Annotated in this window: 12 protein-coding genes and 2 rRNA genes; 13 read left to right on the top strand and 1 reads right to left on the bottom strand. The window is 52.6% G+C overall.

The window, feature by feature from the left end:
* Nucleotides 1-78 precede the first annotated feature (78 nt).
* The 11 genes from HMPREF0733_RS04410 (at nt 79) to HMPREF0733_RS11280 (ending at nt 13,515) form a co-directional block, all read left to right on the top strand.
* Nucleotides 79-396, top strand: a complete 318-nt coding sequence (locus tag HMPREF0733_RS04410) for a hypothetical protein (RefSeq protein ID WP_013398171.1) — start codon at nt 79-81, stop codon at nt 394-396.
* 713 nt (nt 397-1,109) lie between these two features.
* A complete protein-coding gene (locus HMPREF0733_RS04415; RefSeq protein WP_013398172.1) occupies nt 1,110-1,910 on the top strand; it encodes a class I SAM-dependent methyltransferase in 801 nt (266 codons plus the stop codon).
* Between the two features lie 141 nt (nt 1,911-2,051).
* The gene (locus HMPREF0733_RS04420) at nt 2,052-3,257 is read left to right on the top strand and encodes a nucleotide disphospho-sugar-binding domain-containing protein (RefSeq protein WP_041321647.1); all 1,206 of its coding nucleotides are present in this window, start codon (nt 2,052-2,054) and stop codon (nt 3,255-3,257) included.
* Nucleotides 3,258-3,300: 43 nt separating this feature from the next.
* Entirely contained in the window at nt 3,301-3,945 is a 645-nt protein-coding gene (locus tag HMPREF0733_RS04425) for an NAD(P)H-binding protein (protein ID WP_013398174.1), read from the top strand.
* Nucleotides 3,879-4,163 carry a hypothetical protein gene (locus HMPREF0733_RS11385; protein ID WP_013398175.1) on the top strand — a complete coding sequence of 95 codons (285 nt, stop codon included), beginning with the start codon at nt 3,879-3,881 and terminating at the stop codon, nt 4,161-4,163. Before HMPREF0733_RS04425 ends, HMPREF0733_RS11385 begins: the two co-directional genes overlap by 67 nt.
* A 111-nt stretch (nt 4,164-4,274) precedes the next feature.
* Entirely contained in the window at nt 4,275-5,633 is a 1,359-nt protein-coding gene (dnaB, locus tag HMPREF0733_RS04430; RefSeq protein WP_013398176.1) for a replicative DNA helicase, read from the top strand.
* 855 nt (nt 5,634-6,488) lie between these two features.
* Nucleotides 6,489-8,015, top strand: a 16S ribosomal RNA gene (locus tag HMPREF0733_RS04435).
* Between the two features lie 341 nt (nt 8,016-8,356).
* Nucleotides 8,357-11,458 (top strand): 23S ribosomal RNA (locus tag HMPREF0733_RS04440).
* Together the 16S and 23S rRNA genes form the textbook arrangement of a ribosomal RNA operon.
* A 284-nt stretch (nt 11,459-11,742) precedes the next feature.
* A complete protein-coding gene (locus tag HMPREF0733_RS04445) occupies nt 11,743-12,180 on the top strand; it encodes a putative immunity protein (RefSeq protein ID WP_013398178.1) in 438 nt (145 codons plus the stop codon).
* 186 nt (nt 12,181-12,366) lie between these two features.
* Entirely contained in the window at nt 12,367-12,927 is a 561-nt protein-coding gene (locus tag HMPREF0733_RS04450; RefSeq protein WP_013398179.1) for a hypothetical protein, read from the top strand.
* A gap of 219 nt (nt 12,928-13,146) precedes the next feature.
* Nucleotides 13,147-13,515 (top strand): hypothetical protein, encoded by a 369-nt coding sequence (locus HMPREF0733_RS11280; RefSeq protein ID WP_174258203.1) that lies wholly within the window; start codon nt 13,147-13,149, stop codon nt 13,513-13,515.
* A gap of 19 nt (nt 13,516-13,534) precedes the next feature.
* Here HMPREF0733_RS11280 and HMPREF0733_RS04460 read toward each other — a convergent pair whose 3' ends face one another.
* Complete coding sequence (locus tag HMPREF0733_RS04460; RefSeq protein ID WP_013398181.1) at nt 13,535-13,855, bottom strand: hypothetical protein; 321 nt, start codon at nt 13,853-13,855, stop codon at nt 13,535-13,537.
* Between the two features lie 189 nt (nt 13,856-14,044).
* Here HMPREF0733_RS04460 and HMPREF0733_RS04465 point away from each other — a divergent pair, with 189 nt between their 5' ends.
* Both HMPREF0733_RS04465 and HMPREF0733_RS04470 read left to right on the top strand, forming a co-directional pair.
* Nucleotides 14,045-14,962 (top strand): LysR family transcriptional regulator ArgP, encoded by a 918-nt coding sequence (locus HMPREF0733_RS04465; protein WP_013398182.1) that lies wholly within the window; start codon nt 14,045-14,047, stop codon nt 14,960-14,962.
* Nucleotides 14,959-16,038, top strand: coding sequence for a hypothetical protein (locus tag HMPREF0733_RS04470; RefSeq protein WP_013398183.1), 1,080 nt, complete (start codon nt 14,959-14,961; stop codon nt 16,036-16,038). The genes HMPREF0733_RS04465 and HMPREF0733_RS04470 overlap by 4 nt, the downstream gene beginning before the upstream one ends.
* Nucleotides 16,039-16,113: the final 75 nt, after the last annotated feature.

A 16,113-nucleotide genomic window follows, 5' to 3' on the forward strand; every position in this document is an offset into this window, starting at 1 on the left:
CCCATACTGGCTGGGAGGCGGCACTCGCTGTTACATCAAGGATCATTGTTGTGGGCTACTCTCGGTTAGGCTAGATATATGGCGAAAAAATCTTTCAATCACCTTCCCCCCAGCACTCAGCTTTTGCGGGTCGGCATCATCTTCGAGGCAGTAAGTGTTGTACTTGTGATACTTGCCTTTATTCCTTTTCCCTCGCTCATGGTGAATGCCATCCTGTTTTATATCACGATAATCGTGGGTAGTTTTACCTCTGTGATCGCCTTTATCTGTGCCATAGTGGGGCTTATTCGGTTTGTGCGCCATCGCATCGCAAATATTGTATTGGCGGCGGTATCGGTGCTGATAAACCCGGTGACCGTGGTTTTGGCTGATGCTCTTCTGAACTCTAACGGCTAAATTACTGTCGCGTGGGGATTGCGCTCTTCCCAGTATTTCTTGCGGGGACTTTCAGGTGTTTTTCAGCCAAACCCCAAGGTTCCTCAAGGTAACTACGGTTAACTAGAGGTGTTGGTTCGAGAGGACTGCGATGTGAATGTGTGTGTTTCAGAGAGCGAATACGCTCTCGTGGAACTGAAAAGCGAGGCTACACAGTAGCCTCGCTTTTCAGTTTTAAAAATTTCGCCTTCTTTCGGGCGGCTATTACAACCTCATGCACGGCACCGGATACAGCGTGTAATTCTCTGCGATATATGCCCTGTAAGGAAGCTCTGACCCCTGGCCTTGTGTCTACAGCACACATGACTCCTCGTATTCACAGATATTCTCAAGGTTTAACTCACGAGGAATAAAGGTTGACGGGTCATAGTTATGTCAGGTAGTTCGAGAGGACTATCTGAAAGTTGGACTTTCCTTAGCGGAAGTGGCTCTGATTTTCGTATGTATGTGTGTGTGATTGAGGCTGAGATCGAATCTTCGGGTTCGGTCTCAGTTTCGTTTAATCCTTAGTCTGCATTCCGCACATAAAGCCACAGAAAACAACGGTTAGTGCCGGCGTGACAGGAGGTTTGCAAGATACAGCATAAGAAAAATGCGGCTACCTCATGATGGAGTGTAGAATTAGAGCATAAAAATCTTGCATATTAAATACGAATTATCACAGGAGAGTTATCGTGCCTAAAACCCCGAACGTTCCCGGTACCGATCGTCCCGCCGAAAAAGCCGCCGGACACTGGCTGCTCGCCCAACTCGGTAAGAAAGTTCTTCGCCCCGGTGGGCGCGAAACTACAAACTGGCTGCTCAGCCGCGCGCTTGGTGGGCAGATCGACGTGGTTGAGTTTGCACCTGGACTAGGCATTACGGCGCTCGAAATCGTCAAACGTAGCCCCAAGACCTACACCGGTGTAGACCTTGATCCAAAGGCGGCTGAAATCGTGCGCGGGCGCATCGGAGACAACCCCAGCTACACGGTCGTGAACGCCGGGGCGCAGGAGACCGGACTGCCTGATTCCAGCTATGACGTGGTGGTGGGCGAGGCTATGCTGACCATGCAGACCGACAAGCACAAGCTGGAAATTATGCGCGAAGCGGCGCGCATCCTACGGCCGGGCGGCTACTACGCCATTCACGAGCTATCGCTAACCCCCGACTACCTGCGCCCTGAGGTTCAAGAAGAAATTCAGAAGGACCTGGCACGAAGCATTCGCGTGAACGCACGCCCGCTTACGGTTGCCGAATGGACCCGCCTTGCCGAAGAAGCCGGGTTTGAGGTGTTAGACGTATATCAAACCGAGATGGCTCTTTTAGAACCCAAACGCATGATTGCCGATGAAGGGGTGGGCGGACTCGCCAAGATCATGTTCAACCTTGCACGCAAACCGCAGATTCGTGAGCGCGTGCTGGGTATGCGCAGTGTTTTCCGCCGTCACGCCGACCATATAGGCGCTATCGGTCTGGTTCTACGGAAGAAATAACTACGATTTGCGCGGTCAGAAAACGGAGCCTGAGTTTTCCCGATACAGTGGGAGGATTACTGAGGCTCCGTTTTACACTAGATATATATGAGGCGTAGATCCCACTCAAGCATGTGTACGCCCCCCTCGCTGGAGAAGACAATGAGCCGTATTCTTTTCTCTCCCGAAAGCTTTAATATGGGTGAAACCACGCGCGGCATCGAAATAGCGCGTGTTGCCCAAGACCGAGGGTACAAAGTCCTCTTCCATATATACTCGCCCAAATACCGTGGGTTGCTGGAAAGCGCGCGGCTTCCCGTGCATCTTCGTGAACCCATCATGACTGATGCCGAAGCGAAACAACTCATGGCGCTTGACCAAGGCAGGGGAGTGCGGCATCCCTTCACCACCGAGAAAGTACGCCAGAGGGTTACCGTAGAACTTGCGGCCATTCGTGACTTTAACGCAGATGCCGTGGTGATCGGCTCTAACCCAACTATGCTGATCTCCGCGCGCATCGCCGGTGTACCTATTTTCTATGCGCGCCCTTACGCATATTCAACGACCTATTTTTCTGCGAAACCTGCCGGTGAAGCCCCCGCAGCACCGGGATGGTTACGCGCACTGGCTCGGACAATATCTTATAAACCAGCCTCGTTCACTCGTGTAGCCCGCGAACATGGAATCAAACTCCCGCGCCGTACCGTCGATATGTTCAGCGCTGACGTAAACCTTATCTGTTCTCTTTTTACCGAGCTGCGCGGCGATTCGTTAACAGCTCCAGATATCAGCGTGGGACCTATCTACTACCGTGCTCCCGGTGAACTTCCGCAGATTGTTCGGGAACCTAAAAAGCGACCACTTATCTACGTGGGGATGGGCTCGTCCGGGTCTGCACGCATCTTGGCGGCGGCGCTGCGGCAACTTTCAACGGCACCGGTAGATGTTCTGGTCGGTGATGGGGTGCTGTTAGCGGATGCTGATGCGCGCTCGCTGGGCGACAATATTCACCGTGCGGGAACTGTTCCGGCTCATCTGCTTGCCGGGCACATTGATGCCTCAATCACGCACGGTGGTGAAGGAACCGTGCAGACAGCGTGTCTGGCGGGGGTACCGTTTGCGGGTATCGCCATGCAGGCTGAGCAACGCTGGAATATTGAGGAATGTGTGCGGTACGGCAACGCCCTGCGCTTCGCGAAACATGATGTGCACCGAGGTCAGATGCACGGCATTCTGGATCGTTTACTTTCAGATGAGATCATGCGTGCCAAGGCCCGGCAGCTCAGCAAGGCAATGCGTGGCATGGACGGTCCAACCCGCGCCGTCGATGTGATTGAGGGCTATCTCAAAGACTGTAATCCTGCCTAAAGGGTGCGAAACTTTGTTCACAGAACCACAGCGAGGTGAAACGATGAATATTTTGGTTGTTGGAGCATCGGGCTATGTGGGGCGTCATATTGTGGAGCAGGCGCATCGTCGCGGGCATCGGGTGCGTGCTGTGGTGCGCGATAAGGCTCGGGCTGAGAGTGCCGGGGCGTGGGGTGCACCATCGCTGGCGGATAGGGTAGATGAATGGGCGGTTGGTGATGTAACCGACCGTTCCTGGGCGGCAGGGGTGTGCGATGGCGTTGATGCGGTTATTTCGGCACTAGGGGTGACTCGGCAGAAGGCCGATCCCTGGGATATTGACTACCGTGCGAACCTAAATATATTGGAGTCTGCGCGCGCCCATGATGTCACACGTTTCTGCTATGTGAACGCCATACACGCCGAGTCGATTCGTTCGCAGCTCACGCGTGCGAAAACGGCTTTCGCGCAGGCATTGATCCAGTCGCCGCTGGCGCATCAGGTGGTGAGCCCGAGTGGATACTTCTCGGATATGAGCGCTATAGCGCAGATGGCACGCCGGGCCGGGTGTATCTTCTGCGACCGCAAGGGCGGCTTAACCCCATTCACGGGGCGGATGTTGCCGCATACTGTCTTGATAAGGTGGAATCTGCTCAAGAAGGATCCTACGATATTGGTGGTCCCGAGGTTCTCTCGTGGCGCGAGGTAGCACAGTACGCTTTTGAGGCGGTGGGACGCCCCGCGAAGATCACAGTTATCCCGCCCCGGTTAGCAGACGGTGTGATGAAGGTGATCGGCCTTATCAAACCGCGCGTGGCCGATACTTTATCGTTTATGCTGTGGGGCTTAACGCATGATTGTGTGGGGGAGCCGACGGGAACGAATAGTCTTCGAGAGTTCTACCGGGAACAGACACAGAATTTATAAGGCGGTGTACATTTCAACAAGCGTTCATGAGAAACTAGCATAGAAGTTCTGCAGAAATTGCTTCTGGAACGCCATAAACATCGGATAAAAACGCGATTTTGAGGAAAAAGCATGTCTGAAACTGCCATCGATTATGGTTCTCGCACCCTGCCGCACGATGATGTCGCGGAGCAGTCGGTGCTGGGCGGCATGATGCTCTCTAAAGACGCTATTGCCGATGTGGTAGAGACTCTGCATGCGGGAGATTTCTATAAGCCGCAGCATGAACTGATCTATGAGGCAATTATTTCTCTGTACGGTCACGGCAACCCCGCCGATGCGATTACGGTAGCGGATGAGCTCAAGGGCCGCGGTGAACTCACACGAGTTGGCGGGGCAACATATTTGCATACGCTCATCGCTTCGGTTCCAACCGCTGCGAATGCCCAGTATTATGCTGAGATCGTCAAGGAACACGCGGTTATGCGCCGTCTGGTAGAGGCTGGCACTAAGATCGCCCAGCTCGGTTACACGAGCGAGGGCGAGGTAGACTCGCTGGTTGATCAGGCACAATCTGAGATTTACGCAATTTCAGATGGCAACGCGAAAGAGGATTACGTTACCTTCTCAGATGCCTTAGAAGCCACGATGAACGAGATTGATGCGAACTCGAACCGTCCGGATGGCGTTTATGGCGTGCCCACGAGCTTTATTGAGTTTGATGAGCTCACCGGTGGTTTGCATCCGGGGCAGATGATTGTGGTTGCCGCGCGTCCCGGCGTGGGTAAATCGACTTTGGCACTGGATATCGCTCGTTCTGCCGCGATTCATCATGATATGACGACGGTCTTTTTCTCTTTGGAAATGGGTCGCACCGAGCTTGCAATGCGTGTGCTTTCGGCGGAGGGCCGCATTTCGATGGGCCGCCTCAAGAAGGGAGATCTTGACCAGGAGGGATGGACCAACCTGGCGACCCTGCAGGGGAAAATAACCGGTGCACCGCTTTTTATTGATGATTCGCCGAACATGACGCTCATGGAGATTCGTGCGAAATGCCGTCGTCTTAAGCAGCGCAATCAATTGCAGCTTGTGGTGCTGGACTACCTGCAGCTAATGAGCTCGGGTAAGAAAGTTGAGTCTCGTCAGCAAGAGGTCTCGGAGTTTTCCCGTAGTCTCAAACTTTTGGCGAAGGAACTTGAAGTTCCGGTCATTGCGCTCTCGCAGCTGAACCGTGGTTCGGAGCAGCGCACCGATAAGCGCCCGATGATCTCTGATCTGCGTGAATCCGGTTCGATTGAGCAGGATGCGGATATGGTGATTCTGCTGCATCGTGAGGATATGTACAATCCCGATAGCGATCGTGTGGGCGAGGCAGACATGATTATTGCGAAGCATCGTGGCGGCCCAACGAAGACTATTCCCTTGGCATTTAGCGGTAAGTACTCGCGGTTTAATAACATGGCTTCTGAGACTCCACCGCAGCAGTATTAGCGGAATCTAGCGCATTTGAACGTAAGAAAGGCGTTGCTTGACCGGTATTTTTACCGGGAGGGCAGAGCCTTGAGTCTTTAAGAATTTTCGGAGTATAAGGAGTTTTCGTGAATGAGGTTTTCATGGAAGTAAACACCCAAAATATTGTGTGACACACTACATATTATTCTGGTTTGCAAAGCACGGAAAGCCTCTGTATAGTTGTATGAGTCGCCGCGGCGAGCGGGGGTAAAAACCCCGAGATTATGCGGCAAAATCAACTATACACCGTATGACTTGAAGTTTATGTGTCACATTTGTGAGACGATTTCAAGAGTATGATGGCTTGAATGAATCTCAAGATTGTGTGATATAAAACACAAAGTTTTAGCTTGTGTTTCTTTCTGGAAGCGAGTATAGTTGTATAGGTTGTCACTCAAAATGGAGTGGCGATATCCCTGACCGACTGATGATGACTCTGATGGTGTGTTGTTGTTGGTGTGGTGTGTTGTTTGAGAACTCAAGAGTGTGCTTTGTTCAATACGTTTTAGACACAACTGTGTGTTGTGTTGTGATGATGTGTATTGGTGAAACGGGATGTTGTGACAGTGCACTGGTACCCCCTTTTTTTGGTGGGGTGTTGGTGTGCGGGGTTGATACCGTATATGTTTTTTGATCTTATTGAGGTCATGTTTTTTGGTGTGGTCTTGTAGTTCTGAAAATTTTGTTGTGGTGTCTGCTGGTTGGGACATTCGTGTGGGACAGGAAGCATGGGGTGCGTTGGTGTGCCTGGTGTTTTGTGTCCTTGTTTTTTGTTTTGTCAGTAGTTCATTGTTTTTTGAGAGTTATGGGATCATGCGTTTGCTTTTTGTTTTTGTAACGGAGAGTTTGATTCTGGCTCAGGACGAACGCTGGCGGCGTGCTTAACACATGCAAGTCGAACGATGAAGCCTAGCTTGCTAGGTGGATTAGTGGCGAACGGGTGAGTAATACGTGAGTGACCTACCTTTGACTCTGGGATAAGCCTGGGAAACTGGGTCTAATACCGGATACGACCAATCTCCGCATGGGGTGTTGGTGGAAAGCGTTATGGAGTGGTTTTAGATGGGCTCACGGCCTATCAGCTTGTTGGTGAGGTAATGGCTTACCAAGGCGACGACGGGTAGCCGGCCTGAGAGGGTGACCGGCCACACTGGGACTGAGACACGGCCCAGACTCCTACGGGAGGCAGCAGTGGGGAATATTGCACAATGGGCGCAAGCCTGATGCAGCGACGCCGCGTGAGGGATGACGGCCTTCGGGTTGTAAACCTCTGTTAGCATCGAAGAAGCGAAAGTGACGGTAGGTGCAGAGAAAGCGCCGGCTAACTACGTGCCAGCAGCCGCGGTAATACGTAGGGCGCGAGCGTTGTCCGGAATTATTGGGCGTAAAGAGCTTGTAGGCGGTTGGTCGCGTCTGCTGTGAAAGGCTGGGGCTTAACCCTGGTTTTGCAGTGGGTACGGGCTAACTAGAGTGCAGTAGGGGAGACTGGAATTCCTGGTGTAGCGGTGGAATGCGCAGATATCAGGAGGAACACCGATGGCGAAGGCAGGTCTCTGGGCTGTAACTGACGCTGAGAAGCGAAAGCATGGGGAGCGAACAGGATTAGATACCCTGGTAGTCCATGCCGTAAACGTTGGGCACTAGGTGTGGGGGACATTCCACGTTTTCCGCGCCGTAGCTAACGCATTAAGTGCCCCGCCTGGGGAGTACGGCCGCAAGGCTAAAACTCAAAGAAATTGACGGGGGCCCGCACAAGCGGCGGAGCATGCGGATTAATTCGATGCAACGCGAAGAACCTTACCAAGGCTTGACATATACTGGACTGCGTCAGAGATGGCGTTTCCCTTCGGGGCTGGTATACAGGTGGTGCATGGTTGTCGTCAGCTCGTGTCGTGAGATGTTGGGTTAAGTCCCGCAACGAGCGCAACCCTCGTTCTATGTTGCCAGCACGTGATGGTGGGGACTCATAGGAGACTGCCGGGGTCAACTCGGAGGAAGGTGGGGATGACGTCAAATCATCATGCCCCTTATGTCTTGGGCTTCACGCATGCTACAATGGCCGGTACAGAGGGTTGCGATACTGTGAGGTGGAGCTAATCCCTAAAAGCCGGTCTCAGTTCGGATTGGGGTCTGCAACTCGACCCCATGAAGTCGGAGTCGCTAGTAATCGCAGATCAGCAACGCTGCGGTGAATACGTTCCCGGGCCTTGTACACACCGCCCGTCAAGTCACGAAAGTTGGTAACACCCGAAGCCGGTGGCCTAACCCTGGTGGGGGGAGCCGTCGAAGGTGGGACTGGCGATTGGGACTAAGTCGTAACAAGGTAGCCGTACCGGAAGGTGCGGCTGGATCACCTCCTTTCTAAGGAGCTCAACTATTGTTTGGTTGGCCATGCTGCTCGCGAGTGTCGGGTGGGTGGTTTGCTCATGGGTGGAATGTCAGCCCCTTTTTTTTGTTGTTTGTTTTGTTTCACGGTGTTGTGTATACGTCATCATCTTTTCGTGTTGTTCGGGTGCGTTCTTGGGTTTTCGGGTTGCACGCTAGGTGTGGTCTGAGTTGGTGACTGGCTGGTGCTGGTGCTGGGTTTGTTCTCGGTGTTGGTGTTGGTGTGGTTTGTTGTTTGAGAACTATATAGTGGACGCGAGCATCTTCTGGGAACTGCACGGTTGTGTGGTTTCTTGATTCTTCTTTTTCTTGATTGTGTGTAAGTTGTTAAGGGCACACGGTGGATGCCTTGGCATCAGGAGCCGATGAAGGACGTGTGAATCTGCGATAAGCCTCGGGGAGCCGATAACTGGGCGTGGATCCGAGGATTTCCGAATGGGGAAACCTCGCTCATCGTTGTGGTGGGTGACCGCTGGTTGAATGTATAGGCCAGTTGGGGGGAACGCGGGGAAGTGAAACATCTCAGTACCCGCAGGAAGAGAAAATAATAATGATTCTGTTAGTAGTGGCGAGCGAACGCGGATGAGACTAAACCTGTGGTGTGTGATAGCGGTTAGGTGTTGCATCATGGGTGTTGTGGGAGTTGTTGTGGTGGTTCTAACTGGTCACCGGCGTAGTGCATGATGGTAGGCGAACTGGCTTGGAATGGTCGACCGTAGTGGGTGAGAGTCCCGTAGTTGAAAGTGTTGTGTGTGCGTTGACAATGTCCCGAGTAGCACGGGGCTCGTGGAATCTCGTGTGAATCTGCCAGGACCACCTGGTAAGTCTAAATACTTCCTGATGACCGATAGTGGATCAGTACCGTGAGGGAATGGTGAAAAGTACCCCGGGAGGGGAGTGAAATAGTACCTGAAACCGTGTGCTTACAAGCCGTTATAGCCCCCTTTTGTGTGGGGTGGTGGCGTGCCTTTTGAAGAATGAGCCTGCGAGTTAGTGTTTTGTCGCGAGGTTAACCCGTGTGGGGTAGTCGTAGCGAAAGCGAGTCTGAATAGGGCGTTGTAGTGGCAGGATCTAGACCCGAAGCGGAGTGATCTATCCATGGCCAGGTTGAAGCACGTGTAAGAGCGTGTGGAGGACCGAACCCACCTAGGTTGAAAACTGGGGGGATGAGCTGTGGATAGGGGTGAAAGGCCAATCAAACTCTGTGATAGCTGGTTCTCCCCGAAATGCATTTAGGTGCAGCGTTACATGTTTCTTGCTGGAGGTAGAGCTACTGGATGGCCGATGGGCCCGCGAGGGTTACTGACGTTAGCTAAACTCCGAATGCCGGTAAGTGAGAGTGTAGCAGTGAGACAGTGGGGGATAAGCTTCATTGTCGAGAGGGAAACAGCCCAGACCATCAACTAAGGCCCCTAAGCGTGTGCTAAGTGGGAAAGGATGTGGAGTTGCTGAGACAACCAGGAGGTTGGCTTAGAAGCAGCCATCCTTGAAAGAGTGCGTAATAGCTCACTGGTCAAGTGATTCTGCGCCGATAATGTAGCGGGGCTCAAGTACACCGCCGAAGTTGTGGCAATCAGTCTTTGTGGCTGGTTGGGTAGGGGAGCGTCCTGCACGAGGTGAAGCTGCCACGGGAGTGTGTGGTGGATTGTGTGGGAGTGAGAATGCAGGCATGAGTAGCGAATCACGGGTGAGAAACCCGTGCGCCGGATGATCAAGGGTTCCAGGGTCAAGTTAATCTGCCCTGGGTTAGTCGGGGCCTAAGGCGAGGCCGACAGGCGTAGTCGATGGAGAACGGGTTGATATTCCCGTACCAGTGAAGGACCGTCCATACTGATATTGTGATGCTAACCATGCCGATCACGGTGTCATGAAGTTTTTCTTTGTGGTGTTGTGGGGTGTGTGGGACCCAAGCTTTGGAGGTAAGCGTGTTAACAGGTGTGACGCAGGAAGGTAGCCAAGCCACGCGGTGGTTGTCGTGGTCTAAGCGTGTAGGATGACTGGTTGTTAAATGCGCCGGTTGTGTGTCTGAGACGTGATGGGACCCCTTGTTTGTGGGGGATTTGGTGATCCTATGCTGCCGAGAAAAGCATCGGCGTGAGGTTTTAGCTGCCCGTACCCGAAACCGACACAGGTGATCAGGTAGAGAATACTAAGGCGATCGAGAGAATCATGGTTAAGGAACTCGGCAAAATGCCCCCGTAACTTCGGGAGAAGGGGGGCCCTGAGCGTGATCTGCCCGTGCGGTGGGGAGCGTGTAGGGGTCGCAGAGACCAGGGGGAAGCGACTGTTTATCAAAAACACAGGTCCGTGCGAAGTCGTAAGACGAGGTATACGGACTGACTCCTGCCCGGTGCTGGAAGGTTAAGAGGATTGGTTAGCCCTGTGTGGGCGAAGCTGAGAATTTAAGCCCCAGTAAACGGCGGTGGTAACTATAACCATCCTAAGGTAGCGAAATTCCTTGTCGGGTAAGTTCCGACCTGCACGAATGGAGTAACGACTTCCCTACTGTCTCAACCATGAACTCGGTGAAATTGCAGTACGAGTAAAGATGCTCGTTTCGCGCAGCAGGACGGAAAGACCCCGTGACCTTTACTATAGTTTGGTATTGGTGTTTGGGTTGGCTTGTGTAGGATAGGTGGGAGACTGTGAAGCCGTCACGCTAGTGGTGGTGGAGTCGTTGTTGAAATACCACTCTGGTCAATCTGGATGTCTAACTTCGGGCCATGATCTGGTTCAGGGACAGTGCCTGATGGGTAGTTTAACTGGGGCGGTTGCCTCCTAAAGTGTAACGGAGGCGCCCAAAGGTTCCCTCAGCCTGGTTGGCAATCAGGTGTTGAGTGTAAGTGCACAAGGGAGCTTGACTGTGAGAGTGGCGACTCGAGCAGGGACGAAAGTCGGGACTAGTGATCCGGCAGTGGCTTGTGGAAGCGCTGTCGCTCAACGGATAAAAGGTACCTCGGGGATAACAGGCTGATCTTGCCCAAGAGTCCATATCGACGGCATGGTTTGGCACCTCGATGTCGGCTCGTCGCATCCTGGGGCTGGAGTCGGTCCCAAGGGTTGGGCTGTTCGCCCATTAAAGCGGTACGCGAGCTGGGTTCAGAACGTCGTGAGACAGTTCGGTCCCTATCCGCTGCGCGCGTTGGAGAATTGAGAAAGGCTGTCCTTAGTACGAGAGGACCGGGACGGACGAACCTCTGGTATGTCAGTTGTACCGCCAGGTGCATGGCTGATTGGCTACGTTCGGGAGGGATAACCGCTGAAGGCATCTAAGCGGGAAGCCTGTTTCGAGATGAGTTCTCCTGGCACCCCTTTGTGGTGTGTGAGGCTCCTTAGAGATGATGAGGTTGATAGGCCGGGTATGGAAGCGTTGTAAGGCGTGGAGTTGACTGGTACTAATAGGCCGAAGACTTATTCACACTATGTTGTTTGTGGTGTTTGCGTTCGCTGTATAGTTTTGAAACAACAAACCTGAGGGTTTGTTAGTTAATTACATATGTATGGAAGAGACCCCGTGAGGGGTCTCTTTTGTTTTAACCACTGATTTGCATTCTCCTTGAGAGCTATCGGCTCTGCTGTGTTCTCATGGCGCGCGTTGGTGAATACTCTAAAGGCTAAGAAGACCTTATGAAATATAATCATCGGCGCATCAGGGCGTTGAAAATCTGTGAGAGCGCGTATGCTTTCTTGTTATCTTAGGAGCATGGAGACTTTACAATCTGCCCCAGACCCGAAGGATTTGACGCTATCGATAGATGAGAGGCGTGAACTTATCGTCTGGGCGGCAGATTGTATGTATCGGATACTGCCTATTTTCGAGAAGCAGTATCCTGCTGATCCTCGGCTTCAGCAGGGGCTTGCTGCGGTCGCTGAGTTCAACCGCGGTGCATTATCTGTTGGAACTATGCGTCAGCACGCTTTGCTCTGCCATGCTACGGCTCGCGACTGTGAGACCCCGTCTGCGCAAGCCGTAGCTAGAGCCTGCGGACATGCGATTGCCATAGCCCATATGGGTGCCCATGCACGCAATATTGAACGATATACTCGCAAAGTGCTTTCAGAAAAGCTTTTGACCAAAGAGCTCGAATGGCAACAGGCACATATTCCTTATCGATTCTTCAGCTATGTTTTTGCGCGCTAAGCAGTGTTATATCCACCCACGTAGAATTTCGAAAGCCAGAGAAGTCCTATATACCGGTCTGTGATAGGTATGCCTGAGGCGTCATGACGGGAATACCAAGGCCTTGCACATACTTCTGAACGAGTTTATGGAACGTTTACTGCATCAAGTACCGACGAATACCTGTTCTCGCGTTAGAGTGAATGTATGGAGTATCCGCTTTTTTCAGACCGACAGCAGGAACCTTATCTAGGAGAGGACACCTCAAAATACCGGACGGTGGCGCTCACCGCCGAGGTTAAGCTGCCTTTAGCGGAACTATGGCTGGCGTGCACCGAGTATATCCATCTGTGGTGGCCGCGGGAGCTTTTGCGGGACGAAGAAAGCTATCTGGAGCTTACGGATACAGTTCTTACCGAGGAAGACTCGCAGGGGTATGTAACAACCCTTGCTGAGGTAATCTACTATGAGCCCGAGGACGTGCTGGGCTTTTTGCCTCTGCCCGATACTAAACTGCATCAGCTTCTGCGTGATGACAGCGGGTTTAGCCTACTTTTCGATGAAGACGGCGCAGAATCTTCGCTTATGGAAATCACCTCTGGTTTAGCGAAACCCCGTGAACTTGCGGCTGAATACGACGAGCTGGGTGTTTATACGATCCAACGCTATGGCGCAGAACTTATTTTGAAGGCGTGTGCACGATTCTTTGGCGCTGAACTTCAAGCAGAGTCTCTTGTATCGGGTATGCTTGACAGTTATGAGCGCTAGGTATGCCGTATCGGAACGAGGCACCGCAGACAGTACAGTACAGAGGCCGAACACGATATCACAGTTCACCGCTCTCTAACGGTTGGGCAGTGGCTGAACCTGCTGGCAATCCCGATTCTGGGGCAGCTGATTCAAACTGTTTTCTTCGTTCTGCTGGTGTTCGGTTTCTTCTCATGGTTTGCCTCTGTTGCTGTTACCGACCAAACCATTGAGCTGTGGGTGGGAACCAAACCCGAGCATCTGAAAATTTTAGGCCTTGAATTCAATTACAACGCGGTTGTGCTTAAGGTGACGATGATCGTTGCAGTATTCTCTGGATTGAGCTTCGCGGCAACGACCAGCAGCGACGACCGGCACGCACGCGACTTCCTGGAACCGATGGTGCTGAGGCTGCGAAAGATTCTGATGATTCGAGATATATACCTTTCCATCTTCAGGATGAGCGCGGAAGAGACGCTGGAGGGCTATGAACTGTGGTCCGCATCGGCGCAAGAAGATAGTACAGAGCCCGTTGCATCTACCGATAAGGAGACGGTGAAGGATAATGGTCTCGAAGAAGCCACTGAATCCGGGAGTACAGACTCATAGCCAGAGGTGAAGGTAGGCTTCACAGCGCCTCGATCACAATGCCGCCAAAACGGGCATTCTTTGCCTCGCAGGTTATTCCATCAACGTAGCAGGTTGAACTGGAGTAGGTTTCTTGCAGCCCGGTATTGGCGTAATATCCGTAAAATCCGCCAAGCAGCGTTACACCCGAGCTATTGGGAGTCGGCAGCACCTGTATATCGTAGAAAACGACCGGGCGGCCAGACCGGTCAGTCACCCGTGCAGAACATTCGGGACAGAGCGAGCGAGGATAACGTTCTAAAGTCTTCACGGGCTTGGAACAAACGGGGCATGCAATTTCCATGAATGGTGGCTTGACCATGGAGGATATCCTTCGGGTGGTTAGATGACAATGTAGACACGTTGGATAGGGATAGTCCCATTGCTTTTATCTTAGAGGTGTGCATCCAAGGTGAAAATGGTGTACGTCAAATAGAACATGGGCAGGGCGCAAAGGTCTGAAAACCCCGTAAACCTAGCTAAGTTATTTCAACGTACGTAAGATGTTCTTATGACACGTTTTACGACCGACCACCTCAAAACATTCGTCACGGTCATCGAATACGGCACCTTCGATGCTGCTGCCGACGTTCTTGGGGTTAGCCCCTCCGCAATATCACAGCGTGTAAAAACAATGGAACAGCTGGCCGGTAAAGTCCTGCTGCAGCGCACCAACCCGGTGACTCCAACGGCTTCTGGACAGAGCGTGTTACGCATTGCACGGCAAAGTGAATTCCTACAGCTTGAACTGGAACGAGAACTCATGGGCGAGGGCGGATTCCAGACAGTCTCTATAGCCCTGAACGCCGATTCTTTAGCAACGTGGTTTTTGGAGGCCATACGCACGCTCGCTCAGGAGGACGAAATTTTCTGCGACCTGCGGCGTGAAGGCGAATTTCATTCCTCAGCCCTTCTGCGTACCGGGGAAGTTATGGCCGCCATAACCTCACAGCCCGGGAAAATCCCCGGATGCTCGGTAGATTACCTGGGCGTGGCGCGTTACTGGTGTGTGGCATCGCCAGCGTATGTGGATCGTTACCTTCCGGGGTTCCCTGCGAAGACTACCCGTGAAGACCTGAACCGGGCACCCGTGGTGGAATATGATCGTAAAGACTTTGTGCAGGATGTTGCACGCGCTCTGATCGAGGAAGACCTAAAACTGCCCAGAGCCGAATTCGAGCAGAGCCCAACGCTCTATATTCCTTCGTCACCGGACTATGCGCAGGCGGTCTATGAGGGTATTGCGTGGGGTCTGCTGCCGGAGGCGCAGTGTAGCGAATATTTCGCCGCCCAAACACTTGTGAAACTCGCTCAGAAGCCCGTGGAGTTCCCACTGTACTGGCAGCACTGGAATATCAACTCGCCCGTTCTGGAAAAAGTTAGCCGTCGGGTTGCTGATGCGGCCCATCAGGGGCTTTTGGATTCATGACGGATAGCTGGGGTGAACGGCATCAAAGCGCCCTCTACCTCACCTCAATGGCGGTGGGCGTAGTACTCTCCCTGTTCTGCCCGCCTAAGGTGTCAGAGGTGAGCGATGCTCTGGTACCTTATGCCCTGGCGGTTCTGCTTTTTGCCAACTTTATGGGAGCTCCTTTCGGTCGGGGCCAGGAACGGGAACGAAACGGGGCACCCGCTGCCGCATCGCGCGGATTTACCCTATGGCTGATAACGCTCAACTTTATTGTGGTACCCCTGCTGGTCATGATTTTGCTTCCCACATTCTTAGGGGATAGTTCCGTGATCGCCCTGGCGGTAGCCCTCGTGGTGCTGGCACCATGCATTGATTATGTGGTGGTTTTTACCCGTTACGCCGGTGGCGACAGCACATTGCTGCTGCGTAAAACACCGCTTCTACTCGGTCTTCAGATTCTCATAATTCCCATTTGGACTAGTATATATATTTATATTGGAATATTTGCATATAAAGATCTTGGCAGTATCTTTCCACTCCCAGCCAGTGCATACGCAGCCCTGCTTGTGGTTATGATTCCAGCGCTCGCGGCGTACCTTGTACAACGTGCTCACTATACGCCGAAGATTGCGAAATACACGAAGACGATTTCAGATATCAGCGAGACATATATGGTGGGGATTATGTGCGTACTCCTAACGCTCATGTGCACTGCCTACGCACGCCGCATCGGCGAAGCACCCCAGCATCTTGTTCACTGGGTGCCGTTCTACTTCATCTTCGCACTCTGCGCGGGGATGCTCGGGTTCTTACTTCCGTATACGGCACGGTACGCGGTGAAAAACCGAAAACCGCTCACACTCAAAGAACGCAAAGCGATTATCTTCTCGGTCGTCACACGCAACGCTCTTGTTATGTTTCCAGTCATACTAGCGCTCTCGGAGCGGCTCAAAGAACAACGCGTGCCACAGGCCGACCTCATGCAGCCCGCAGTACTGACCCAGACAATGGTGGAGCTCATCGTCATGATCATACTCGTACGGATTCTGCAGCCCCTGCGCGAAGAACCAGTTGCAGAGCTTCAGAATGATTAAAAACAAAGAAAACGTGGCGGGCGTATCCCATACAGGACACGGCACCGCCACGCTCATACGCGAGACGATCGTAAT

It is taken from the genome of Rothia dentocariosa ATCC 17931 (assembly GCF_000164695.2).
Classification (GTDB): domain Bacteria; phylum Actinomycetota; class Actinomycetes; order Actinomycetales; family Micrococcaceae; genus Rothia; species Rothia dentocariosa.

Excerpts from the sequence above, each read along its gene's own strand:
- HMPREF0733_RS04450 (WP_013398179.1), top strand. The coding sequence starts at position 12,367 with ATGGAGTATCCGCTTTTTTCAGACCGACAGCAGGAACCTTATCTAGGA.
- HMPREF0733_RS04410 (WP_013398171.1), top strand. The coding sequence starts at position 79 with ATGGCGAAAAAATCTTTCAATCACCTTCCCCCCAGCACTCAGCTTTTG.
- HMPREF0733_RS04465 (WP_013398182.1), top strand. The coding sequence starts at position 14,045 with ATGACACGTTTTACGACCGACCACCTCAAAACATTCGTCACGGTCATC.
- HMPREF0733_RS04425 (WP_013398174.1), top strand. The coding sequence starts at position 3,301 with ATGAATATTTTGGTTGTTGGAGCATCGGGCTATGTGGGGCGTCATATT.
- HMPREF0733_RS04460 (WP_013398181.1), bottom strand. The coding sequence starts at position 13,855 with ATGGTCAAGCCACCATTCATGGAAATTGCATGCCCCGTTTGTTCCAAG.
- HMPREF0733_RS04445 (WP_013398178.1), top strand. The coding sequence starts at position 11,743 with ATGGAGACTTTACAATCTGCCCCAGACCCGAAGGATTTGACGCTATCG.
- HMPREF0733_RS04470 (WP_013398183.1), top strand. The coding sequence starts at position 14,959 with ATGACGGATAGCTGGGGTGAACGGCATCAAAGCGCCCTCTACCTCACC.
- dnaB (WP_013398176.1), top strand. The coding sequence starts at position 4,275 with ATGTCTGAAACTGCCATCGATTATGGTTCTCGCACCCTGCCGCACGAT.
- HMPREF0733_RS04420 (WP_041321647.1), top strand. The coding sequence starts at position 2,052 with ATGAGCCGTATTCTTTTCTCTCCCGAAAGCTTTAATATGGGTGAAACC.